This is a genomic window from Marinobacter sp. (assembly GCF_033722195.1).
GTDB lineage: Bacteria > Pseudomonadota > Gammaproteobacteria > Pseudomonadales > Oleiphilaceae > Marinobacter.
The window spans coordinates 29,566-53,469 of the sequence record NZ_JAWVZL010000014.1; the positions used below are offsets into that span (position 1 = coordinate 29,566).

Sequence of the window (23,904 nt, forward strand, 5' to 3'; positions counted from 1 at the left end):
CATCTCCTTTTGGCTACTTCCGGGCCGGGGAGCCTTTGGCCGCCTACTGACCGGTGTCGAATACGTTCCGCAGGCTTACCTCGGGATTATCCCAGGTGCCCCCTACACTATAGGTGGCGCTGGTGAGTTTGCTCAACGGGTCCCCCAACACTTTGTCCAGCACGAACAGGGCGCCGCCGATGGGCGCCGAGGCCCCCATCAGCAAGGCCGCCAGGGGCAGGTTCTGGGTCAGCGGCAGCACCACCACCAGCCGCATATCCAGGGTTTCCCGCTGCAGATCGCTGCTGCCGGAAAGCTTGAACGCGCCGGAAGGACCGACGATCTGCAGCTCCGGATCCCAGGTCAGCACCCCGTTGTCCAGCAGGGCCTTGCCGGAAATGGCGTCGAACGACACGCCGGCCTCGTAGAGATCGGAAAAGTCCAGCCGCAGCCGCCGCCAAAGGGTATCGGAGTTGAGCAGGTTAAAGACACGGAACAGCTGGGCGGTGTTGTTGCTCTCCAGGATCACGCCGTCGTCAAAGCGCATGCTGATCTGGCCATCCATGGCGCCGGCGCTGACCTGGTCCGGCGACCCCGGCCAGGCCAGGTCCAGGATGACCTCGCTGTTGGCATTACGAAACGGCACCTGGCCGCTGAAGACCCCGGACAGCCCTTCCAGGCTGCCGCCGCTGAGCTCACCGGTCAGTTGTGTGCGGGCCTGACCGGCTCCACCGGCCCGCCAGTTCAGCTCGCCGTCGAAGGTGAGATCGTTCATCTGACCCTGAAGGTCTGCCACCCGCAGGGCGTCCGCAGAGGGCTGCAGCTGGAACGACCAGGCGCCAAGAACCCGCTCACCCCGCTTGAGACTGTCGATGCGCACGTCCACGGGCGGCCACTGGGCCACCTGCCAGGACTGGAAACGGTTGCCGCCCTCGGGGCCGGCCTCGGTTTCCTCCGCTTCATCCAGCACCAGCTCCTGCAGGCGCACGATTACCGGCTCGCTGTCCGCCTCGGGTATGATGATTTCGCCGGCAATCTGGTCGGATTCCAGCGCCAGGTCCCACTGTCCGGCGCGGGGCGTTGCCGTGACCTGGATGGCCTCGAAGGTTTCCCCGGCCACGGTCAGGATATCGGCCTGCAGGTCCACGCCACTGAGCCAGCTGCCGGGCTGCTCGGTGACTCTGGTATCCGCTGTCACCAGCGCGGTTTCGAGGCGCTGTTGCCAGGTACTCACATCCAGGCGGGCCAGTTCCCCCACAATGCGAAGGCCCTCGGCCTTGGGCAGGGAGGCGCTGCCTGAACCCAGTGCCAGCTCACCCCGTTGCAGCTCCCCCTGGAGCCACTGCATCCGGGCCCCCAGGCGCTGCTGCCAGTTGCCGGAAAGCAGGATTTCATTGTTCTGCCACTCCACCCAGAGCTTGAGCGGTGCGGCGGCGTCCGCCGGCTTGGCCAGAGGCTCCGGCCAGTCCACCGCGACGCCCTGGAGACTGGATTCCACCGCCAGCAGGATGGCCTCATCGGGGGCCAGGTCCAGATCCGCATGATAGTTGAAGGCCCCCCGCAGCCCCGGGTCCGGGCCAAGACCAATGTCAAAGCCGTTGAACAGGTCCGCCACTGTGAGCCGGCCACGCTGGGTGATCCGGATACCCTTGCCGCTGTCCGGTCGGGCGAACCGGACCGAAACCGGCTGGTCGAGGAAGCGCGCTGTCAGGGGCTCCTGGGAGAAGCCCTGGTCAGACCGGTAACGCAGCTCGCCGGCGATCTGCTGCCAAGCCAGGCCCGCGTCGGCAAAGCGGACGCTGCCCCCATCCGTTGCCAGCCGGGCATCCACACTCACCTCGCCGCCCTCACTCAGGGGTATGGCCAGGTCCAGCCCCAGCCGGTAATCTCCGGCAAACGCCAGGGCACTGCCCAGGTCACCGGTCATGGCCTGCAGCGGCGTGCCGGTCAGCCACTGCTGGGCAGTGGCGCCGGTGAGCGCGGTCTCGGCGGCCACCGAGACCACCGGGCCGGAGTTCACCTCGACGGTGGCGCCGGCCAGATCGATACCCCGGCTCTCGCCCTGCTCCAGTTCCACCCTGGCGGCGGCGTCATGCACCAATACCGTGCCGACAGCCCCGGTGACTTCCGGCCAGTCCGCGTCATAGCGAACGGTGGCATCCTGGAAGCGGTAACGCATGGCGGTTGAGAAGGAATTCTCCGGCGCGTTTGCCGAGATGCTGCCATGGCCGTAAAACTCGCCTTCGGGGATAGCGGCGGACTCTACCGCGGTGGTGAGCCAGCTGTAGAGCTCCTCGCTCACCACTTTGGCCGGCACAAAGTCCGCCAGCATGCCGGCATCGCCATTGCGAAGCTGCACCTGCAGCCCCAGGGTGTCGTCACCGCCCGACACCAGCTTGAGATCGAAGGCCCCGGTGAATTCGGTATTGGTCTGATAATCCATGCGGATGTCGTCGGAGAACACACGGATGACCGGGTCCTCGATCAGCCAGTTGACCCGAGCCTGGAGCCGGTTGAGCGGCCAGGACGACAGGAACAGCTCGGGAAAGCCCAGATTGACTCCCCCACTGTCCACTTCGACCCAGCCGGTGTCCGCCCGCGCCCACAAGCGTCCGCTGACGCCACTAGCGGAGGGGGCGCCACCGTAGGCGGCCACCTCGACATTCTGCAGGGAGGTGCTGATCTCGAAAGCGGACAGGTCGTCATGGGGCAGCACCAGCCGCAGGCCGTTCAGCTGGCCGGCCGGGCTGTAGCCGGCCAGGGCGCGGCCGGCGCTCTCCGGCAGCAGCTGCAGGGCGTCCGCCAGGCGTCGCAGCGGCGCCACCGAGACACCATCGGCAATCACCAGGTCCTGCCCGGCCTCCCGGGACAGGCGCAGATCGAACGGCGGCAGACCGACACCATTCCAGCGCCAGCGCAGATTTCTCAGATGAATCTCGCCGCCACTGCCGCCCTGACCCTGGCCCTGACGCCAGCCCACCCGGGCGCTGAGGCCTTCCACAGGGGCCAGGGTCTGGTGCTCGGTGGCCAGCAGCAGGTACGGCAGCCGCACCCGGCCTGTGCCCTGCACCAGCTCGCCGCCCCGGAAAGTGAGCCAGCCCTGGCCCTTGAGGTCAAAGGCCTGCAGGTCGAGCCCCTGCCAGGACAGGCCGCGGACCAGGCCGTCAAAGAGCCGGCCGGAATCCAGGTCCAGGTATAGCTGGCCGTCAAAACCGCCGCGGAAGAAATGCTGGCCCTGCAGGCTGAAACTGGCGATCTGTTCGGTGGTGCCTGAGCGCATGGCGCGGCCGGTGGCGGTGAAGACGCCGCGCTCGTAGATCAGGTCCAGCTGGGGAATATCCACATGCCGGGTGGGCTCGCCGGGCATGTTCAGGCCCAGGTTGATGCGGGTGAGGCGGACGTAGGGATCTGACAGCAGCCGTCCGGCCCGTTCGAACCAGTTAGCGGTCTCGGCCCGCTCCATCACTTTAAGCCCGCCGACCCCAACAGTGCCGGATTCGGACCGGGTCACGGTCAGGTCGAGACCGTCCGCCACGAACTCCCGGAATACGATGCGCAGGCGCAGCAGCGAGGACAGGCTGTCGAGCCGGATACGCAGGTGTTGCAGTTCGGCAATGATGCGGTCGGGGTCGTCCTGGTGGTGAACCCTCAGGCCGCTGGCCTGCAGCACCGGGTCGAGCCACTGCCAGCTGGCCTGGAGGCTTTCGATGGCCACCGGCCGGCCAAGCTCGCGGCTGAGGATCTGCTCAATGTCCTGGCGGTGGCTGTCGATGTTCTGGGTCAGTTGCCGGCCGATACCGGCGTAGAGTGCCAGCAATACCAGCACCACCAGTACAAGCCACCAGACCAGATTGGCGATGCGCAGCAGTACCCGGGAAAATGGACGCCCCGCCCCGGACTCGGCTGGTGGGTTTGGCATGGAAGACACGAACCCCGGTCATGATGAACGTTCAGCGCTGTATTGGCTCAGCGCCGATCAGAGTAATACCACATCATACTGTTCCTGGCTGTAAAAGGCCTCAACCTGGAACTTGATGGATTTACCGATAAAGGTCTCAAGATCGGCCACGTTGTCGGACTCCTCATCCAGCAGCCGGTCCACCACGCTCTGGGAGGCCATTACCAGGTAGCTCTCGGCGTCATAGGCCCGGTTGACCCGCAGGATCTCCCGGAAGATCTCGTAGCACACCGTCTCGCTGGTTTTGAGGAAGCCGCGGCCATCGCAGATGGGACAGGGCTCACAGAGGATCTGGCCCAGGCTCTCGGTGGTGCGTTTGCGGGTCATTTCCACCAGGCCCAGCTCGGACACACCGGTGATCTTGGTCTTGGCGTGATCCCGCTCCAGCATCTTCTCCAGCATGCGGTGAACCTGGCGCTGGTGCTCCGGGTCCTCCATGTCGATGAAGTCGATGATGATGATGCCGCCCAGGTTGCGCAGCCGAAGTTGGCGGCTGATGGCCCGGGCCGCTTCCAGGTTGGTCTTGAAGATGGTCTCTTCCAGGTTGCGGTGGCCAACAAACGCCCCGGTGTTGATGTCAATGGTGGTCATCGCCTCGGTCTGGTCAATGATCACGTAACCACCGGACTTGAGCTGCACCTTGCGGCTCAAGGCTTTCTGGATCTCGTCCTCGACACTGTAGAGATCGAAGATGGGGCGCTCACCGGGGTAGTACTCGACCTTGTCGGAGAACTCCGCCACGAACTCGCTGACAAACTCGATGACCCGCTGGTAGCTCTCCCGGGAATCGATCCTCACCTTCTCGGTTGCAGGCCGGATCAGGTCCCGGATGGTGCGGATGAACAGGGGCAGATCCTGGTAGATCACCGAAGGCAGCGGAGCGTTGTTGATGCGCTCGTGGATGGACTGGTTGAGCCGGTGCAGGTAGGCCATATCCGCCAGCAGATCCTCCGCGGAGGCGGCCTCGGCGGCGGTGCGGATGATGTAGCCGAAGCCGTCGTCACCCAGTTCCGCCGCGCCCCGCTCCACGATCTCCTTCAGCCGCGCCCGCTCGGCTTCGTCCTCGATGCGCTGGGAGATGCCGACATGGGGGACCTCCGGCATGAACACCAGGTAGCGGGAAGGGATGGACAGCTGGGTGGTCAGCCGGGCGCCCTTGGTGCCGATGGGATCCTTGGTGACCTGCACCACCAGTGACTGGCCCTCCCGCAGCAGTGAGCGGATATCCGGTACCGACTTCGGGGCCTCGCTCCGGTCCTCCGCCTGGCTGTTGCCGTTGACCACATCGGAAGCGTGGATAAAAGCGGCCCGCTCCAGGCCGATATCAACGAAGGCGGCCTCCATACCCGGCAGCACCCGCACCACCTTGCCCTTGTAGATGTTGCCGACGATGCCCTTGCGGCTGGTGCGCTCGATGTAGGCCTCCTGGAGCATGCCGTTCTCAACCAGAGCCACGCGGGTTTCCACCGGCGTCACGTTGATCAGGATTTCTTCACTCATCTCGGCGGGTCTCCTTGGGCCGGTTCCAGTAACTCCAGACCGGCTGTCCGGCCTCGGCCAGCAGCTGACCGGTCTCCTCCAGGGGCAAGCCCACCACGGCACTGTAACTGCCCCAAAGCCCCGCCACGAACAGGCCACCCCGACCCTGGATGCCGTAACCACCGGCCTTGTCCATGGGCTCGCCGGTGGCGCAATAGGCCAGGATTTCCGCCTCCTCCAGATTCCGGAAGCGCACCTCGGTGATGACCAGGCGGGCGTAACAGCCGTGCTCTCCGGCCAGGGCAACCGCGGTCATCACCCGGTGACTGCGGCCGGAGAGGGACGCCAGCATGGCGGCCGCCTCCTCCACAGTGGCGGGCTTGGCCAGAATGCGCTCGTCGCACACCACGGTCGTGTCCGAGCCCAGCACCAGGCTGTCGGGGCTGGCGGCGTGCGCCAGACCGGCGGCGGCCTTCTGCCGGGCCAGGCGCTCCACATAATGCGCCGGCAGCTCGTCGGCACCGGGTGTTTCGTCGATATCCACCGGCGCCACGGTAAACGGCAGGCCGATCTGGCTGAGCAGTTCGGCCCGGCGCGGCGAAGCGGAGGCAAGGATGATGGGTCGCACGGGCTATCCTACCCCAGTTTCCGGTTCAGGTTGTCCAGCAGCACACAGACCACCGGCCAGATCAGGGCGCTGGTGAGGGCCGGCCAGAGATAACCGAAGCCGGCGTTGTCCGCCCCCAGCAGCTGCTTGATGAAGTGCACCAGCATCTGGTTGATACCCAGCAGCAAAAACACCATCAGGCACTGCTGCGGCAGCGGGAACATCCGCAGGCGCTGGTGGATGGTCAGTACCAGGAAGGCCACCAGCGCCATGGCAAGGGCGTTGACCCCCAGCGGCGTTGCTTCCAGCACATCCAGCAGCAGACCCAGGCACCAGGCCAGCAGGATGCCAAACTGCGCCGGCGCCCGGAAGGTCCAGTAGAACACCATCAGGCCCAGCCACTCGGGCCGGAACTCCAGGTAATTGACCGGAAACAGTGAAATGCTGAGCACAAGCGACAGCAGGATGCTGAGGGCAAAGACCGGATAGCTGATGACCGACAGCATCAGGGCGCCTCCCCGGTGTCCGGCGGGGTCTCGACGGCCTCGTCCTCAAGCGGCTCCTGCGCGCCCTGGAACACCACCAGCACCATGTGGCTGCGGTTCAGTCGCGCCAGCGGTCTGGCCTCGATCTGCATGAACGGCTCCCCTGGCTCCTTGGTAATGGACACCACCTCCGCCACCGGATAGCCCCGGGGAAAGCGGCCGCCCAGGCCGGAACTGATGAGCATGTCGCCTTCGCGGATATCGGCGGTGTCTGGCACGTGCACCAACTCCAGGCGATCGGTCTTGCCGTTGCCCAGCAGCACTGCCCGCAGGCCGTTGCGGTTGACCTCCACCGGCACCGCGTGACTGCTGTCGGACACCAGCAGCACCCGGGAGGTGAAGCTGCTGGTGTGGCGCACCTGGCCCATCAGACCGTCCGCATCCAGGATTGCCTGGCCCACGGTGACGCCGTGACGGCTGCCCTTGTTGATGATGACCTCGTGGGAGAAAGGATCCGGCGACACCCCGACGATTTCCGCCAGGATCACCCGGTCGTCCACCGCGGCCGCCGCATTGAGCCGGCGGCGCAGTTCGTTGTTCTCCTGGGCCAGGGCCGCATATTTCAGCGCCCGGCGTTCGAGGATCAGAAGCCGGGCCTCCAGCTCTTCATTGATTTCCTGCAGGTCGTCACGGGAGGTGAACAGGCTGGCAATCCAGTCGCCGAGCTGGTCCGGGGCGTTGCCCAACCAGACCACCGGCGCCAGGCCGGTGCCCAGCACACTGCGGACATTCTCGAGCTTCTGGAAACGGGCATCCGCCACGATCAGAGCCGCCGACAGCAAAATCACCAGGATCAGTCGAAAGGCAGGGATTGGGCCCTGGACGAAGATGGTCTTAATGGCCCACCTCCGGGCACCGCAAGCAAAAACCGCCGCCGCGACCCAGGGTCCCTATCGGGTTCCTGGCCACAGGCGGCGGTTGTCTCCGGTCAAACATCAGGCTGGCCGGTGTTGCCACCACACTCAGCCCTCCTGGGAAAACATACCAATGCCACCGCGGTCGATGACTTCCAGGGCTTTACCACCCCCGCGCGCAACGCAGGTGAGCGGATCTTCAGCAATGATGACCGGCAGGCCGGTCTCTTCGCTCAGCAGCTTGTCGAGACCCCGCAGCAGGGCGCCACCACCGGTCAGCACGATGCCGCGCTCGGCGATGTCGGACGCCAGCTCCGGCGGTGACTGCTCCAGCGCGCTCTTGACGGTCTGGACGATCTGCGCGAGGGATTCCTGCAGGGCGTCGAGAATCTCTTCGCTGTTCAGGGTGAAGGCCCGGGGCACGCCCTCGGCCAGGTTGCGACCACGAACGTCTATCTCGCGGATCTCCACGCCCTCATAGGCGCAGCCGATTTCGTGCTTGATGCGCTCGGCGGTGGAGTCACCGATCAGGCTGCCGTAGTTGCGGCGCACGTAGGTGACGATGGCCTCGTCGAACTTGTCACCGCCAACCCGCACCGACTCGGCATAGACAATACCGTTCAGGGAGATGATGGCAATCTCGGTGGTACCGCCACCGATATCAACAATCATCGAGCCGCTGGCCTCCTCCACCGGCAGACCGGCACCGATGGCCGCGGCCATGGGCTCCTCGATCAGGAACACCTCGCGGGCACCGGCACCCAGGGCCGATTCCCGGATGGCCTTGCGCTCCACCTGGGTGGATTTGCTGGGCACACACACCAGCACCCGGGGGCTGGGGGTAATGAAGCTGTTCTCATGCACCTTGTGAATAAAGTGCTGGAGCATTTTCTCGGTGACCACGAAGTCCGCAATCACGCCGTCCTTCAGGGGGCGGATCGCGGTGATGTTACCGGGCGTACGACCCAGCATCCGCTTGGCTTCCCCACCCACGGCGGCTACGGTCTTCTGGGAATTGGTGGAACGGATCGCCACCACGGACGGCTCGTTCAGGACAATGCCACGGCCCCGGACATAGATCAGCGTGTTTGCCGTACCCAGATCGATAGACAGATCGCTGGAGAAAAGACCTCGGATTCGTTTGATGAACATTCGTGTTATTTCAACCTGAGAAAAGCAGTCGGGGAATGGTTGCGGCAACTTTAGCAGCGAGCACCCCCACAGGCAAGGCACGATCAGGCCCCGACCGCTGCCAGATCAGGCGATTACCCCTCCCGAACAGAGGTGAATCTGTTACCATACCGGCCTGCTTTCGTACCATCCGTGGAGCCGGTGGCCCGAGTCACCGCCACGCCGGGGTCGGCCATGACTCCGGCGGTTACGGTTATTTCATATATCTGGGAGGCAAGTCGTGGCAATTTCCCGTGATGACATCGAAAAAGTCGCCGTTCTTGCGCGAATCCGCGTTGATGATGAACAGGTGACCGCGCTGGAAAAGGACCTGGGCAATATCCTGCTGCTGGTGGACCAGCTCCAGGTTGCCGACACCAGTCAGACCGAGCCCATGGCCCATCCGCTGGACGCGGTCCAGCGGCTGCGCCCGGACACCATCACCGAGACCAGCCAGCGGGAGGCCTTCCAGGCCATCGCCCCGGCCACCGAAGATGGCCTTTACCTGGTCCCCAGGGTGATCGAGTAACGCGATCCCTTTTCAGCATTCAGGACACTTTCCAGGAAGCCCTCCATGCACGACAAGACCGTAGCCGAACTGTCCCGCGACCTGGCCGAGGGCCGGGTGTCCAGCGTAGAGCTGACCCAGCATTTCCTCGACCGGATCGAAGCCCGGGACGGCGAGCTCAACAGTTTCATTACCGTGACCGCCGACCAGGCCCTCGCCGATGCCCGGGCTGCCGACGAGCGCCGCCAGCGCGGTGACGCCACCCCCTGGACCGGCATCCCCTTTGCCCACAAGGACATCTTCTGCACCGAGGGTGTCCGCACCACCTGCGGCTCGCGGATGCTGGAGAACTTCGTACCGCCCTATAACGCCACCGTGAGTCAGCGTTTCCGGGATGCCGGCGCGGTCTGCCTGGGCAAGACCAACATGGATGAGTTCGCCATGGGCTCCTCCACCGAGTCCAGCTACTTCGGCGCCACCACCAATCCGTGGGGTGAGAACCGGGTACCGGGCGGCTCCTCCGGCGGTTCCGCCGCCGCCGTGGCCGCCCGCCTGGTGCCGGCCGCCACCGCCACCGACACCGGCGGCTCCATCCGCCAGCCGGCGGCCATGTGCGGCATCACCGGCCTCAAGCCCACCTACGGCCGGGTGTCCCGCTACGGCATGATCGCCTTCGCCTCCAGCCTGGACCAGGGCGGCACCATGGCCCGCAGCGCCGAGGACAACGCCCTGATGCTCAACGTCATGGCCGGCTTCGACCCCAGAGATTCCACCAGCCTCGACCGGGAAGTGCCGGACTACACCGCCAGCCTGAACGAGCCGTTGAAAGGCCTGCGCATCGGCCTGCCGAAGGAGTACTTCACCGAGCAGCTGGACCCGGCCATGGAGAAAGCGGTCCGGGATGCGATCAGGGAATACGAGGCCCTGGGCGCCACGGTGAAGGACATCTCCCTGCCCCACGCCAACCTGGCCATTGCCGCTTATTACGTGATTGCCCCGGCGGAGGCCTCCGCCAACCTGTCCCGGTTCGACGGCGTGCGTTACGGCTACCGCTGCGATAACCCCAAGGACCTGCTGGACATGTACACCCGCACCCGGGCCGAAGGTTTTGGCAGCGAGGTGAAGCGCCGCATACTGGTGGGCACCTACGCCCTCTCCGCCGGCTACTACGACGCCTATTACCTCAAGGCCCAGAAAGTGCGCCGGCTGATCCAGCAGGACTTCATCGATGCCTTCAGGGAAGTGGACGTCATCATGAGCCCCACCACGCCATCACCAGCGTTCGTCAAGGGCGAGAAGACCGACGACCCGGTCACCATGTACCTGGAAGACATCTTCACCATCTCCACCAACCTGGCGGGCCTGCCGGCCATGTCGCTGCCCGCCGGCCAGGTGGACGGCATGCCGGTGGGGCTGCAGATCATCGGCAACTACTTTGACGAGGCCCGGCTGCTCAACGCCGCCCACCAGTTCCAGCAGGCCACCGACTGGCACAGGCTGGCACCCGAAGGCTGAGGCAGTTCACAACCGGTTCATCGGGGCGGCCGGCTAGCCGCTCGCCCCACCAGGAGGATACAGAGCATGCAATGGGACGTTGTGATCGGGCTGGAAATCCATGTTCAGCTCGCCACCCAGACCAAGATCTTCTCCGGCACCAGCACCGCCTACGGCGCTGAGCCCAACACCCAGGCCAGCGCCGTCGACCTGGCCATGCCGGGTACTCTGCCGGTGGCCAACGAGCAGGCCTTCCGCTACGCGGTGATGTTTGGCCTGGCGATCGATGCCGAAATCGCCCGGCGCTCGGTGTTCGAGCGCAAGAACTACTTCTACCCGGACCTGCCCAAGGGCTACCAGACCACCCAGCTGGCCCAGCCCATCGTCGGCCGCGGCCATGTGGACATCGAGCTGGAAGACGGCACCAGCAAGCGGGTGCGCATCCACCACGCCCATCTGGAAGAGGACGCCGGCAAGTCCCTGCACGAGGACTACCATGGCATGTCCGGCATCGACCTCAATCGGGCCGGCACGCCGCTGATCGAGATCGTCACCGAGCCGGACATGCGCAGCTCGGAAGAAGCCGTGGCCTTCGCCCGCAAACTGCACGGCATCGTCACCTCCCTGGGCATCTGCGACGGCGACATGTCCCAGGGCTCCATGCGCTTTGACGTCAACGTGTCGGTGCGTCCCATGGGCGAGGAAAAGCTGGGCACCCGGACCGAGACCAAGAACCTGAATTCCTTCCGGTTCATGGAGCAGGCCATCCACCAGGAGGTGGATCGTCAGATCGACGTGCTGATGGACGGCGGCACCATCGTGCAGGAGACCCGGCTCTACAACGGCGACACCAACACCTCCCGCTCCATGCGCACCAAGGAGGAAGCCAACGACTACCGTTACTTCCCCTGCCCGGACCTGCTGCCGGTGGTGATCGCCGACGACTTCATCGAGGAAGTACGCCGCAGCCTGCCGGAGCTGCCGGACGCCCGCAAGGCCCGCTTCCAGTCCGACTACGGCCTCACCGACTACGACGCCAGCCAGCTGGCCAGCAATTCCCAGATGGCCTGGCTGTTCGAGGAAACCGTCGAACACGGCAAGGACGCCAAATTGGCAGCCAACTGGATCCTGGGCGAACTCACCGCGCGCCTGAACGCCGAGGGCAGGAACATTACCGATTGCCCGGTGACCGGTCGCCAGCTGGGCGCCCTGATCCTGCGCATCAGCGACGGCACCATTTCCTCCACCGGGGCGAAGAAGGTCTTCGAGGGCCTTTGGGAAGGCGAAGGCGACGACGTGGACGCCCTCATCGAGACCAAGGGCCTGAAGCAGGTCTCCGATACCGCGGCCCTGGAGCAAATCGTGGATGAGGTTCTTGCTGGCATGGGCGAGCAGATCGCCCAGTACCAGGAAGCCGACGAGAAGAAGCGCAAGAAACTGATGGGCGGCTTCATGGGGCCCCTGATGAAGGCCTCCAGAGGCCAGGGCAACCCGAAGGTGTTCAACGAATTATTGAAGAAGAAGCTGGAAGGCTGACTTAGGAGTGGCCTCGGCTCGGGCTGATGCCCAGCCTGGAAATTGGGAGCCGGCGCTGCAATGGGGTACCCCTTCCCAAAAAACGCCCGTAAATACGTCCATGTAGGGCTCGGTCGCGCCATCCCTGGCGCTCTACGTTTTTGGGAAGGGGTACCCCACCACATCGCACGAACTTACGGAGAGATCGCCGACGCAACGATCCACATCTGATCGGCTGTTTTTGCTTGGCATAACTCCCAGGCTGGGCAGGCCTGGGGTGGGGACCCCCTTCCAAAACTGTGCGGAGCCAGGGATGGCGGAGCCCAAGCGTCACAGGGATGTGCCGCAAGGAGCGTGTTTTGGAAGGGGGTCCCCACCTCAGGCCTCCACGAGACCCGAAGTTTCCCGCAGTTTTTTTCTAAACCGTACCACGCCGCAGCACTGCCCCGGGGTAACAGTCGGTACTAGGCCAGAACCGCCCAAAGATCATGCTCATCGGCATGCTCCACCACCACCGTCACGATCTGCCCCGGCACCAGGTCGGTTTCGTCATTCAGATAAACCATGCCGTCGATCTCAGGCGCATCCGCCTTGGAGCGGCCGATGGCCCCCTCCTCGTCGACTTCATCAATCAACACCTCGATGGTCTTGCCGATCTTGGCCTGCAGCCGCGCCGCGCTGATCTCCGCCTGTTTCGCCATAAACCGCGCCAGGCGCTCCTCTTTCATTTCCTCCGGCACCGCACCTTCCAGCTCATTGGCACGGGCACCCTCGACCGCGCTGTACTTGAAGGCACCGACACGGTCCAGCTGGGCCTCATCGAGCCAGTCCAGCAGGTACTGGAAATCTTCCTCGGTCTCGCCGGGGAAACCCACAATAAAGGTGGAACGAATAGTCAGCTCCGGGCAGATCTCCCGCCAGCGACGGATCCTCTCGAGGGTCTTGCTGTCGTGGGCTGGCCGCTTCATGGCCTTGAGAACCCGCGGGCTGGCGTGCTGGAAGGGAATGTCCAGGTAGGGCAGGACCTTGCCTTCTGCCATCAGCGGAATCACGTCATCCACGTGGGGATAGGGGTAGACGTAGTGCAGCCGGACCCACACCCCCAGCGACCCCAGCGCCTCGCAAAGCGCCTGCATTTTTGTCTTGAGCGGACGGCCCTGCCAGAAGCCGGTGCGGTATTTCACGTCGACACCGTAGGCGCTGGTGTCCTGGGAGATCACCAGCAACTCCTTGACGCCGGCATCCACCAGGCGCTGGGCCTCGTCCATGACATCGCCTACCGGGCGGCTTACCAGGTCGCCCCGCATGGAGGGAATGATGCAGAAAGTGCAGCGGTGATTGCAGCCCTCGGATATCTTCAGGTAGGCATAGTGCCGGGGAGTCAGTTTGATGCCCTGGGGCGGCACCAGGTCGATAAAGGGATCGTGGCTTTTCTTCGGCGGAACATGCTGGTGCACCGCACCAACCACTTCCTCATAGGCATGGGGGCCGGACACCGCCAGCACGCCGGGATGGGTCTCGCGGATACGGTCCGCTTCGACGCCCATGCAGCCGGTAACGATGACCCGGCCATTCTCAGACAGGGCCTCGCCGATGGCGTCCAGGGACTCCTGCTTGGCGGCATCGATGAAACCACAGGTATTGACCACCACCACGTCCGCGTCGGTGTAAGTGGGCACCACCTCGTAGCCGTCCAGGCGAAGCTGGGTGAGGATTCGCTCCGAGTCTACCAGGGCCTTGGGGCAGCCCAGGCTGATCATGCCGACGCGCCCTGATGACTGGCTGACGGTGGAGGATTTGGTTTCTGTCATGGTCTTCGATTCCGCGCAAGGCTCTAGAAAGCGCGCAGTCTACCATGCTCGGGCAGGCCATGAGCAGTGGGCCGCCCGGCAAGATGCCTCAGTAATATCTGCTATACATCTCGCTTGATGGCCCAAGCTGACAAGAAACCGCGCGCGGCGCCCATAAGACACTGACTGGTTACGATTATTCACAATTTAATAAGATGCTTATTACATGCTTAAAAACTGTTTTTAAAGCATATTTTAAAAATGTGCGATTTCTACCTATTTGCAGCCCCTGTCCTATTCCAGGGTGCTGATTTACTCTTCGCCTTAGTACTTCCGGCATTGTGGTTCAGCATTGCCGGGAGAGAGAGCTTGTTAAAATCCGGCAGTGTCTGCAAAGCCTTACTGAACAAAAAAAGAGGCACGCAGTTACCGGCCCTTTGCTCTAAGGCGAGCTGAATTCATGCGCAAGAACCTTCCAGTCACCGACCACGAACGTACGTTTCCGCCACACCAGAAACTGATTTCCTCCACCGACCTCAAAGGCAAGATCAAACACTGCAACGATGCCTTTGTTGAAATCAGTGGTTTCACCCGTGAAGAGCTGCTGGGCCAGCCCCACAACATCGTCCGCCATCCGGACATGCCGCCGGCCGCCTACGAGTCCATGTGGAATCATCTCAAGGCCGGCAAGCCCTGGATGGGCCTGGTAAAGAACCGCACCAAAACCGGGGATTACTACTGGGTCAATGCCTATGTGACGCCCATCACCGAGCAGGGCCACGTGGTCGGCTATGAGTCCGTGCGTTCCTGCCCTTCCCGGGAGGATGTGGCGCGGGCGGACCGCTATTACCGACAGGTGAACGCAGGCAAGACTGGACGCAAGTTGACCGACTTGCTCTCCTGGCGAAACGTTTTTCTGGCGATCGCGCTCTTGGTCGCCGGCGGCCTGTTTCTGACCGGCTTTCCGGGTGTGTCAAAAGTCATCCTGGTGGCCAGTATCCTGACCTATGCCGTCTGGACCCAGCTTGCTCACAAGCATGTACTAATTTCCATCAGCAAACTTCTGGAAAACAACTTTTCCTCAGACCTGGCTGCAAAAACCTACACCGACGACGATCTCGAACTCGGTCGTATCAAAGTGGCCATTATGGCCCAACACTCTCATCTGGATACGGTGCTGACCCGGCTCGAGGATTCGGCCTCCGACGTGGCCACCGAATCCATGAATGGCCTCAATATCACCCACGAGGCCCAGCAGTCACTGGTCAAGCAGCAGGGCGAAATCGAGCAGGTGGCGGCGGCGGTGCATGAAATGTCCACCACCATTGGTGAAGTGGCAAAAAATGTTCAGGTGACCGCGGATCAGGCCGATGAGAGCCGGCAGCTTTCCATCAACGGAAAGGCCGTTATCTCTTCAACCCGCAAGGCCATCGAGCAGCTCAAGGGCACGGTGGACCAGATCAGCAAGACCGTCAGCGTGGTGTCCGAGCAGACCCAGCGCATTGCTTCGGCGGCGGAAACCATCACCCAGATTGCCGACCAGACCAACCTGCTGGCGCTGAACGCGGCCATTGAAGCGGCCCGGGCCGGCGAACATGGCCGCGGCTTCGCCGTGGTGGCCGAGGAGGTACGCTCCCTGGCGCGCCGGACCCAGGAGTCCACCGGCCAGATCCACGAGATCGTGGACGCCCTGACCAGCCGCTCCCGGGAATCGGTTGCGGTGGCCCAGGCCGGCGCCAAAGAGGCCGAGCAGGGTTTGGGTAAAGTGTTCGAAGCGGAAGAAACCCTTGCCAGTATCACTGATGCTGTGGCTAATATTGCCGAGATGGCCATGCAGATGGCTGCGGCGGTGGAAGAGCAGGCTCAGGTGTCCGACCAGATCAACGAACAGGTGGAAACCATCTCGATGCTTGCCCAGAAGAATCTCGGCAAAGGCCAGGAGTCGGCCGATAGCGTACAAAGGTTGGGACAGACTGCAAAGGACATGCACGAACTCGTTGTCAGGTTCAAATAAGCCTGCTGCGGCAGGCGTTTAATCGGCCACGGGCCCCGCATGGGGTTGGTTGATCAGCATGTCACAGAGTCGTAATTACGAGGCGCTTCGCCTCAATGCATTGTATGAGATGGAAATACTGGGCTCGCCGGTCGAGCCCCGTTTCGACCGCATTACCCGGCTGGCAAAGCTCCACTTTGGCGTGGAAGCGGCACTGCTAAACTTTATTGACGAGCATCGGCTATGGTGCAAGTCCTGCTGCGGAGCAGACGTCGAGGATATAGACCGACGCTGGGCCTTCTGTGACCACACCATCCGCCAGGATGATGCGCTGGTAGTGAATGACCTCTCCACAGACCTTCGATTTGCCGACAATCCGCTGGTTACGGCCGACCCTGGCATTCGTTTCTACGCCGGCTATCCGATTAGAGAACCTACCGGATTCAAGGTCGGCGCACTCTGCCTCCTCCATGACGAGCCCCGGCCGTTTAGCCCCGAGGAACTGGACGCCCTCAAACTGATGGCAGAGATGGTGGAGCGGGAGCTAGAGAGCGACCGCCGCTTGCGGGCGCCTGAGGACGGTGTGGACGTGGCATCACTCAGCCAGACGATCGCTCGCGCCCAGAATATCTTTCTGACTACCGAAAGCGACCGCGCCGCTTTCACCGTTTTGCTGGAAGATCTGCTGAAACTCACAGAGAGCCCATTTGGCCTGATCGGCGAACTCAAGCACCAGCCTGACGGGCGCCCGTTTCTTCGGATGCGGGCCATCACAAATCTGGCCTGGAACAAGGAAACCGACGACAGATATCGCCAGAACGACGGCGACGGCATGATCTTCGAAGACCTGGATAACCTTCTCGGCCAGACGATCCTCTCGAGCGGGGTTGTGGTGTCAAACGATCTGGGCGCAGACCCACGCAGCGGGGGCACGCCTGAGGGTCATCCCCCACTTCGAACCTATCTGGGTATGCCAGTCGTTGTCGGCACCGACATTGTGGGCATCATCGGCCTGGCAAACCGGGCGGGCGGATACAGTGAAGCGTTCGGCCGCAGCCTTGAACCACTGTGCCGGACCGTGGGTGTGTTGATGGAGCGTCAACGCCTCCATCTTGAGCGCGCCCAGACAAGAGCTGTCATAGAGCACGCGGCCAACTATGACAGCCTCACCGAGTTACCCAATCGGCGGCTGCTCAACGATCTGCTGGACAGAGCATTGCAGGAAGCCGAGTGCCTCGGCCATCAGCTTTCCATCTGCTTCATTGACCTCGACGGATTCAAAGAGGTTAACGACCGCTATGGTCACACCGTCGGGGATGCGGTACTGGCGCATATCGGGCGAAGGCTTGGAAGACTCGTTCGCGAAGGCGACATCATTGCCAGGCTGAGCGGCGACGAATTCATTGCAGTGCTCAGGAATGTGGAGTCAGACCGGGTCTATCAGCGCCTCGTGGACGCACTCGCCAGACCCATAAGTCACGAGGGCAGGCTGTTGAGGCTCTCAGGCAGCATGGGCGTCACCCGGTTTCCACAGGACCACTCAGACCGCGACATTCTGATCAGGCACGCGGATCAGGCAATGTACGCCGCGAAAGAGGCCGGGCGAAACTGTTATGTAATTTTCGATCTCGCCATGCACCACTCCCGGCAAGAGCGATTACAAATACTGGACGAGCTTCGAGCCGGCCTCAAAACACAGCAGCTTGAACTTTTCCTGCAACCAAAAGTACAGCTCTGTAACCGGAAAGTCGAAGGCTTCGAGGCCCTGATCCGCTGGCACCATCCACTGCGCGGCCTCCTGACTCCAGACCAGTTCCTTCCCGCTCTCGACACCCTGGAGGATGAGACCTGGCTGGGCGAGTATGTTCTTGGCCAGGCCATTATCATTCTGCAAACGTTTGAGGCGCAGGGACTGGATTACTGCCTGAGTATCAACATCTCACCTCGCCATTTTTTGTCGGACAGTTTTGTGGTCACTCTGACCAAACAGCTTACTCCCTGCTCGAACAGGGTCCGGCGCAACCTGATCCTCGAGATCGTCGAGTCCACCGCTATTGACGATCTCTGTCGGGCAGTAAATATCATTGAAGACGTGAAGAAGCTGGGGGTTTCCTTCTCTCTCGATGATTTCGGCACTGGCTTTTCTTCATTAAGTTATTTTCGCAAGCTGCCGGTGGAAGAAATAAAGATCGATCGAACCTTCGTGACCGACATGCTCAGCACCATAGAGGACCGCCGGCTGGTGTCCTCCATCATCAATATGGCCCAAGGCTTCGGGCGAAGGGTTGTGGCGGAGGGAATAGAATCAGAGGAACTGGCCGCTGACCTAATCTGCCTGGGATGCGATTTGGGCCAGGGCTATCACTATATGAAGCCGGCACCGGTGGAGGTCGCCCTGGAATGGGCACGTACGTGGCATGCCGGCAAGCGACCGGAGCCACCCGCACAAAGGTTCGATCAACCCGTCTAACCCCCGAAACTGGGACCAAAACCACAAACCCGCCTGTCCGGGCGACAGGTTTCTTGCTGTTCATTTAACAAACAGCTAAGCTTTCAGTCGGTTAGCGACAGACTGTAAACTGTCTGTAAAATGACGCCCCTTTAGGAGAGCCTTCGACGCCGGTGCCACGCTTTCGGGCGTACTGCAACGCGCCAGGAACGGGGCTCCCGCGGTAAACATTGAGTTGATTATGGGTAAAGCAATTTCCGGGAAAACCCGCACCACCAGCAAGGCTGCTCTGACGATGCTCAAGGCTGACACGGCCCCCCGGCAACCGACTCATAACACTGCGTCCTCCGGACCACGGTGGGTGACCATGAAACCAGTGTCCTCGAAACCGAATCTTCGGGACCAACAGCGGGTGGAAGCCGCCCTTGAGGTCACCGTCAGCCGCCCCGATGGGCCGGACATCACCTGCCAGTGCACCAACCTGTCCCGCGCGGGCATGATGGTGGCCTGCGACAGCGCCACCGTGAAGGACCTGGTCCCCGGCCTGCGCTCGCCGGCGCCCGGCGAGTTCATCGAGGTGGCCACCGACTTCTCCCTGCCCGTGGTGGCGTCCCAGAATGTTGATGTCTATGCCGAGGGGCTGGTTGTGCACCTGCGCCGGGTCTCCCGGGACACCTTCCACGTGGGCATCCGGTTCAGCCGCTTCGCGGACAACGGCCACGACTACGTCAACCAGTACGTCAGCCGACAGCTGGGCCGCTCCTTCTGATTCACCCCGCCTCCCGGGTGGGGTTGGCATATTGTTATAGCGCCAAACTCTAGCGCATCGCCTTCTTATGCACTCCGCCCCTCTGTTATAGTAGCTCACCTCAAATTCGTCCGAAGTCGGTATCACGCCCCTGACCGGGGCCGCCCCTTCTGACGCCAGACCACGGGCACATGGCAAGCGGTAACAGGATACGATGACCACCTATAACCTGACGCACCTCAAACAGCTGGAAGCGGAAAGCATCCACATCATCCGGGAAGTGGCGGCCGAGTTCGACAACCCGGTGATGCTCTACTCCATCGGCAAGGACTCCTCGGTGATGCTGCACCTGGCCCGCAAGGCCTTCTACCCGGGTAAGCTGCCGTTCCCGCTGCTGCACGTGGACACCACCTGGAAATTCAAGGAAATGATCAAGTTCCGGGAAGAGACGGCCAAGAAATACGGCCTGGATCTGCTGGTGCACATCAATCAGGAAGGTGTTGACCAGGGCGTGGGGCCGTTCACCCACGGCAGCGCCAAGCACACCGACATCATGAAGACCCAGTCCCTCAAGCAGGCCCTGAACAAGTACAAGTTCGATGCCGCCTTCGGGGGCGCCCGCCGCGACGAGGAGAAGTCCCGCGCCAAGGAACGGGTCTACTCCTTCCGGGACCAGTATCACCGCTGGGATCCCAAGAACCAGCGTCCGGAGCTCTGGAACACCTACAACGGCAAGATCAACAAGGGCGAGAGCATCCGGGTATTCCCGCTGTCCAACTGGACCGAACTGGACATCTGGCAATACATCTACCTGGAGAACATCGAGATCGTGCCGCTGTACTACGCCGCCAAGCGCCCGGTGGTTGAGCGGGACGGCACCCTGATCATGGTGGACGACGACCGCATGCCCCTGAAAGAAGGCGAGAAGCCGATGATGAAATCGGTGCGCTTCCGGACCCTGGGCTGCTATCCGCTCACCGGCGCCATCGAGTCCGAGGCCGACACCCTCACCGACATCATCCAGGAGATGCTGCTGGCAAAGAGCTCCGAGCGCCAGGGCCGGGTCATCGACCACGATTCCGCCGGCTCCATGGAGCAGAAGAAGCGCGAAGGGTACTTCTGATCTGAACCTGGGGTCGGGAGAGAACCTCTTCCGACTCTGACTTTACCGTTTTAACGGGGCCAGACGACGTTTTCCTCTGACCCCGATTTCGCAAGGGTTGCAAAGATGTCTCACCAGTCAGACCTGATTGCCGAAGATATTACCGCCTACCTCAAGCAGCATGAGGACAAGGAACTGCTGCGCCTGCTGACCTGTGGCAGCGTCGACGATGGCAAGAGCACCCTGATCGGGCGCCTGCTGCACGACACCAAGATGATCTACGAAGATCACATGGCCAGCCTCAAGACCGACAGCGCCAAGCTGGGCACCACCGGTGAGAAGCTGGACCTGGCGCTGCTGGTGGACGGCCTGCAGGCGGAGCGGGAACAGGGCATCACCATTGATGTGGCCTACCGCTACTTCTCCACCGACAAGCGTAAGTTCATCATCGCCGACACCCCGGGCCACGAGCAGTACACCCGCAACATGGCCACCGGCGCCTCCACCGCGCAGCTGGCCATAATGATGATCGATGCCCGCCACGGCGTGCTGACCCAGACCCGCCGGCATTCGTTCATTGCCTCCCTGCTGGGCATCCGCCACGTTATCGTGGCGATCAACAAGATGGACCTGGTGGACTTCAGCGAGGAGCGCTTCGAGCAGATCAAGAAGGATTACCTGGCGTTTGCCGACAAGCTGGGGCTGCGGGACATCCGTTTCGTGCCCATCTCGGCACTGGAAGGCGACAACGTGGTGAACCGGAGCGAGAACACCCCCTGGTTCACCGGCCAGCCCATGATGGAAATCCTGGAAACCGTGGAAGTGGCGCGGGACAAGAACCTGGAGCATTTCCGCTTCCCGGTGCAGTACGTCAACCGCCCCAACCTGAATTTCCGGGGCTTCTGCGGCACCATTGCCTCCGGCGTGATCCGCCCGGGCGACGCGGTGATGGCGCTGCCGTCCCGGCGTACCAGCACGGTCAAGGAAATCGTCACTTTTGAAGGCAAGCTGGAAGAGGCCTACATCGACCAGGCCGTCACCCTGACCCTGAACGACGAGATCGACGTCAGCCGCGGCGACATGCTGGTCAAGCCCGAGGACGAGCCGCTGGTCAGCAACCGTTTCAACGCCAACGTGGTGTGGATGACCGACAAGCCGCTGGAAACCGGCCGGCTGTACGACATCAAGCTGGGCCCCACCTTCACCTCGGGCTCGGTGCGCCGCATCGCCTACCGCACCGACGTCAACACCCTGGAACAGCAGGCCGACGTCAGTGCCCTGCAGCTCAATGAGATCGGCCTGTGCGAACTCACCCTGAGCCAGCCGGTGGCCTTTGACCCCTACCCGCGCAACCGCGCCACCGGGGGCTTCATCGTCATCGACCGGCTCACCAACGTGACCGTGGGCGCGGGCATGATCAGCGGCCTGGCGGACGCCGGCAAGGACACCCTGGAGCCGGTCTCCAGCGAAGAACGCAGCCGCCGGCTGGCGCAGAAGCCGCTGATTATCGGCTGCACCGGTACGGGTGCTGAAGAATTGGCGGTCGCCCTGGAGCGCGCGCTGTTCGACCTGGGCAAAACGTCAGTGGTGCTCAATGAGGACAATGCCGGCCAGGCCGATGACCGCCGCCGCGCCGCCCAGCTGCTGACGGCCCACGGCCTGATTGCCATCGCCGTCAACATCGGCTCCGACGTGGCCAGCGCCAATGCCGAGGCGAACGCCGAGCAGGACGTCGTCAAGATCGCTCACGATCTGGTCCAGACCCTGAACCGGGACAAGCGCATCTAAACCATGGCCATAAAGCAACTGCGGACGCTGTTCGCCAGCCAGATGCAACCGGGCCAGCCGGCCCGGGTCAAAGCCGGCGCCGCCCTGGCGGAGCCCGGCGGCGACTACGAGGCGCTCCACAAACAGATGAAGCGCCTGTTCAACGCCAAGCCCGGCAAGAAATACGGCCGCTTCTCCGAAGACATCGGAGAGCAGCCTTTCAGCGCCTGGCTGAAGGACTACCTGGCGGACCGGCAGAGTTTCGCCTCCCTGACCGAGCGGGTGTTCGGCCAGTGGCAGGAGCTGCTCAATGCCAGCCAGGAAGAGCACCAGGGCCACCTGATGCTGGTACACGAAGCCCTGGCCGACAGCGACGTGGTCTATCTGCTGATCCTTGAGAGCGACAGTGCCCTGCGCTTCGACCAGGATCAGGCCCTGGACGCCACCGACGTCCTCAGCCTGTCACGGCTGAACCTGGCTTTGAGGGTGGAGCTGGACGACTGGCTGGGAGACACCCCGGCGCAGAACTACCTGACCCTAGTGCATGCCCGCGGTACCGGCGAAATCGGTGAGCTGTTCATCAAGCTGGCCGGCTTCACCAACCAGGTGGACGTGGAAAAGGAAACCCTCACCTTCCTGGACGCCGTCGAGGCCTTCGCCAAGACCTCCGAACCGGAGGACGCCGGCAAGGTCCGCCACCGCGCCTACGAATTCTGCAAGGAACAGCATGCCCTGGGGGAACCGGTGGCCCTGGAAGCGCTCTCGGGGTATCTGGATGAAGACCGGCCCGAGCGCTTCAAGCAGTTCGCCGCCCAGCACCAGGAATTGCCCGAGGACACCGTCCTGCACCCGGACCACCGTAAGGTCAAGAAACTCGTACGCATCGCCGGCTCCGGGGGTGGCATGAGCGTCTCCTTCTCCTCGGACCTGGTGAACCAGGCGATCTATTACGACCGGGACAAGGACGCCCTCACCATCACCCGCCTGCCCAAGGCCCTGCGGGAACAGCTGCAGCGCTACCTGGAAACCCGCGACAGCGAATAGCGTCGCGGGACCCAGCGGCGGAAATCACTCAGTCGCTGAAATCAAAGTTGGCATCGGGATGCCGCAGGCGTCGCACCGACTCCATCCAGGCCACCCCATCGATCAGCTCCCCGGTCTCCGGATCAAAGGGCGGGTACGGCAGCCTTCGGTCATCGCAGTAGCGCTTGATCTGGGGGTTGCACCAGCAGAACAGCAGCCGCTGGTAATCCTCATCCGGCAACCGCCGCTGATCGTAGAGACCTGCCTCCGAGCGCTGGCGCTGGGCCTCCGAGAGAATGATCGCACAGGCCGCCGAGACGTTCAGCGACTCCACCATCCCCATCATCGGAATCACGATGTGCTCATCCGCCTCGGCCGCCGCCTCAGGACTCACCCCGTCCACCTCGTTGCCCAGAATCACCGTGCAGGGCGCCGTAAAGTCCGCGTCCCGGTAATCGATGGCCCGTTCCGAAAGCTGGGCGGCATAGAGCTTGTGGCCCTGCGCTTTCAGCGCGGTAGTGGCCTCAGTCATGGTGCGATGGGTGTGGGTGGTGACCCAGTTGTAGCTGCCGCCGGCGGTCTTGCGAAAGGCCCGGAAGCCCTCCCGGGGCCAGACCACGTGCATATGAGCCAGGCCGAAGGCGTCACAGGAGCGCAGGATGGCGGACAGATTGCGGGGCTTGTGAACCTGGTCGGTCAGCACGGACAGGTCCGGCTGACGGCGATCCAGGGTCTGCTTGATACGGGCAAGGCGTTCTGGGGTCATAAACGTCACTGGAAATCGAAAGCTAACGGAGGCTGGCACCGATGATTGCAAAGGGTGTGGGATAGGCCTTCCAAAACCGTTGAGCGCCATGGACGGCGCGAATCGAGCCCTACATGGACGTATTTACGGGCGTGTTTTGGAAGGCCTATCCCACACC

At 62.8% G+C, this 23,904-nt stretch carries 17 protein-coding genes; 9 read left to right on the forward strand and 8 right to left on the reverse strand.

Features of this window, described 5'->3' with window-relative positions:
- Positions 1-43 precede the first annotated feature (43 nt).
- The 6 genes from R3280_RS04490 to R3280_RS04515 all read right to left on the reverse strand — a co-directional run bounded on the left by R3280_RS04490 (position 44) and on the right by R3280_RS04515 (position 8,574).
- The gene (locus tag R3280_RS04490; RefSeq protein ID WP_318997382.1) at positions 44-3,898 is read right to left on the reverse strand and encodes a YhdP family protein; all 3,855 of its coding nucleotides are present in this window, start codon (positions 3,896-3,898) and stop codon (positions 44-46) included.
- A gap of 57 nt (positions 3,899-3,955) precedes the next feature.
- On the reverse strand, positions 3,956-5,437 hold the full coding sequence (rng, locus tag R3280_RS04495) for a ribonuclease G (protein WP_318997383.1): 1,482 nt from the start codon (positions 5,435-5,437) through the stop codon (positions 3,956-3,958).
- Positions 5,430-6,044 (reverse strand): nucleoside triphosphate pyrophosphatase, encoded by a 615-nt coding sequence (locus tag R3280_RS04500; RefSeq protein WP_318997384.1) that lies wholly within the window; start codon positions 6,042-6,044, stop codon positions 5,430-5,432. The genes rng and R3280_RS04500 overlap by 8 nt, the downstream gene beginning before the upstream one ends.
- Positions 6,045-6,052: 8 nt before the next feature.
- Positions 6,053-6,529 carry a rod shape-determining protein MreD gene (mreD, locus tag R3280_RS04505; protein ID WP_318997385.1) on the reverse strand — a complete coding sequence of 159 codons (477 nt, stop codon included), beginning with the start codon at positions 6,527-6,529 and terminating at the stop codon, positions 6,053-6,055.
- The gene (gene mreC / locus R3280_RS04510; protein WP_318997399.1) at positions 6,529-7,398 is read right to left on the reverse strand and encodes a rod shape-determining protein MreC; all 870 of its coding nucleotides are present in this window, start codon (positions 7,396-7,398) and stop codon (positions 6,529-6,531) included. The genes mreD and mreC overlap by 1 nt, the downstream gene beginning before the upstream one ends.
- Before the next feature lie 132 nt (positions 7,399-7,530).
- Entirely contained in the window at positions 7,531-8,574 is a 1,044-nt protein-coding gene (locus R3280_RS04515) for a rod shape-determining protein (RefSeq protein ID WP_318997386.1), read from the reverse strand.
- Between the two features lie 259 nt (positions 8,575-8,833).
- Here R3280_RS04515 and gatC point away from each other — a divergent pair, with 259 nt between their 5' ends.
- The 3 genes from gatC (at position 8,834) to gatB (ending at position 12,130) form a co-directional block, all read left to right on the forward strand.
- Positions 8,834-9,121: an Asp-tRNA(Asn)/Glu-tRNA(Gln) amidotransferase subunit GatC gene (gene gatC / locus R3280_RS04520; protein ID WP_318997387.1), complete on the forward strand. Its 288-nt coding sequence runs from the start codon at positions 8,834-8,836 to the stop codon at positions 9,119-9,121.
- 45 nt (positions 9,122-9,166) lie between these two features.
- Complete coding sequence (gatA, locus tag R3280_RS04525) at positions 9,167-10,615, forward strand: Asp-tRNA(Asn)/Glu-tRNA(Gln) amidotransferase subunit GatA (protein WP_318997388.1); 1,449 nt, start codon at positions 9,167-9,169, stop codon at positions 10,613-10,615.
- Between the two features lie 66 nt (positions 10,616-10,681).
- The gene (gatB, locus tag R3280_RS04530) at positions 10,682-12,130 is read left to right on the forward strand and encodes an Asp-tRNA(Asn)/Glu-tRNA(Gln) amidotransferase subunit GatB (RefSeq protein WP_318997389.1); all 1,449 of its coding nucleotides are present in this window, start codon (positions 10,682-10,684) and stop codon (positions 12,128-12,130) included.
- 443 nt (positions 12,131-12,573) lie between these two features.
- Here the strand turns inward: gatB and rimO are convergent, their stop codons facing one another.
- Positions 12,574-13,920 carry a 30S ribosomal protein S12 methylthiotransferase RimO gene (gene rimO / locus R3280_RS04535; protein WP_318997390.1) on the reverse strand — a complete coding sequence of 449 codons (1,347 nt, stop codon included), beginning with the start codon at positions 13,918-13,920 and terminating at the stop codon, positions 12,574-12,576.
- A 439-nt stretch (positions 13,921-14,359) separates the two neighbouring features.
- Here rimO and R3280_RS04540 point away from each other — a divergent pair, with 439 nt between their 5' ends.
- The 6 genes from R3280_RS04540 to R3280_RS04565 all read left to right on the forward strand — a co-directional run bounded on the left by R3280_RS04540 (position 14,360) and on the right by R3280_RS04565 (position 23,002).
- Positions 14,360-15,913 (forward strand): PAS domain-containing methyl-accepting chemotaxis protein, encoded by a 1,554-nt coding sequence (locus R3280_RS04540; protein ID WP_318997391.1) that lies wholly within the window; start codon positions 14,360-14,362, stop codon positions 15,911-15,913.
- 58 nt (positions 15,914-15,971) lie between these two features.
- Positions 15,972-18,362 (forward strand): EAL domain-containing protein, encoded by a 2,391-nt coding sequence (locus R3280_RS04545; protein WP_318997392.1) that lies wholly within the window; start codon positions 15,972-15,974, stop codon positions 18,360-18,362.
- Positions 18,363-18,708: 346 nt separating this feature from the next.
- Positions 18,709-19,110 carry a PilZ domain-containing protein gene (locus R3280_RS04550; protein WP_318997393.1) on the forward strand — a complete coding sequence of 134 codons (402 nt, stop codon included), beginning with the start codon at positions 18,709-18,711 and terminating at the stop codon, positions 19,108-19,110.
- A 193-nt stretch (positions 19,111-19,303) separates the two neighbouring features.
- Entirely contained in the window at positions 19,304-20,212 is a 909-nt protein-coding gene (gene cysD / locus R3280_RS04555; protein ID WP_318997394.1) for a sulfate adenylyltransferase subunit CysD, read from the forward strand.
- A gap of 105 nt (positions 20,213-20,317) precedes the next feature.
- Positions 20,318-21,979 (forward strand): sulfate adenylyltransferase subunit CysN, encoded by a 1,662-nt coding sequence (gene cysN, locus R3280_RS04560; RefSeq protein ID WP_318997395.1) that lies wholly within the window; start codon positions 20,318-20,320, stop codon positions 21,977-21,979.
- A gap of 3 nt (positions 21,980-21,982) precedes the next feature.
- Positions 21,983-23,002 (forward strand): nucleoid-associated protein, encoded by a 1,020-nt coding sequence (locus R3280_RS04565; protein ID WP_318997396.1) that lies wholly within the window; start codon positions 21,983-21,985, stop codon positions 23,000-23,002.
- Between the two features lie 28 nt (positions 23,003-23,030).
- Here R3280_RS04565 and trmH read toward each other — a convergent pair whose 3' ends face one another.
- Positions 23,031-23,747, reverse strand: a complete 717-nt coding sequence (gene trmH / locus R3280_RS04570; RefSeq protein ID WP_318997397.1) for a tRNA (guanosine(18)-2'-O)-methyltransferase TrmH — start codon at positions 23,745-23,747, stop codon at positions 23,031-23,033.
- Between the last annotated feature and the right edge of the window lie 157 nt (positions 23,748-23,904).

Coding starts and splice junctions, on each gene's coding strand:
- R3280_RS04490 (WP_318997382.1), bottom strand. CDS start 3,898: ATGCCAAACCCACCAGCCGAGTCCGGGGCGGGGCGTCCATTTTCCCGG.
- rng (WP_318997383.1), bottom strand. CDS start 5,437: ATGAGTGAAGAAATCCTGATCAACGTGACGCCGGTGGAAACCCGCGTG.
- mreD (WP_318997385.1), bottom strand. CDS start 6,529: ATGCTGTCGGTCATCAGCTATCCGGTCTTTGCCCTCAGCATCCTGCTG.
- R3280_RS04515 (WP_318997386.1), bottom strand. CDS start 8,574: ATGTTCATCAAACGAATCCGAGGTCTTTTCTCCAGCGATCTGTCTATC.
- gatA (WP_318997388.1), top strand. CDS start 9,167: ATGCACGACAAGACCGTAGCCGAACTGTCCCGCGACCTGGCCGAGGGC.
- gatB (WP_318997389.1), top strand. CDS start 10,682: ATGCAATGGGACGTTGTGATCGGGCTGGAAATCCATGTTCAGCTCGCC.
- rimO (WP_318997390.1), bottom strand. CDS start 13,920: ATGACAGAAACCAAATCCTCCACCGTCAGCCAGTCATCAGGGCGCGTC.
- R3280_RS04540 (WP_318997391.1), top strand. CDS start 14,360: ATGCGCAAGAACCTTCCAGTCACCGACCACGAACGTACGTTTCCGCCA.
- R3280_RS04545 (WP_318997392.1), top strand. CDS start 15,972: ATGTCACAGAGTCGTAATTACGAGGCGCTTCGCCTCAATGCATTGTAT.
- R3280_RS04550 (WP_318997393.1), top strand. CDS start 18,709: ATGAAACCAGTGTCCTCGAAACCGAATCTTCGGGACCAACAGCGGGTG.
- cysD (WP_318997394.1), top strand. CDS start 19,304: ATGACCACCTATAACCTGACGCACCTCAAACAGCTGGAAGCGGAAAGC.
- cysN (WP_318997395.1), top strand. CDS start 20,318: ATGTCTCACCAGTCAGACCTGATTGCCGAAGATATTACCGCCTACCTC.
- R3280_RS04565 (WP_318997396.1), top strand. CDS start 21,983: ATGGCCATAAAGCAACTGCGGACGCTGTTCGCCAGCCAGATGCAACCG.
- trmH (WP_318997397.1), bottom strand. CDS start 23,747: ATGACCCCAGAACGCCTTGCCCGTATCAAGCAGACCCTGGATCGCCGT.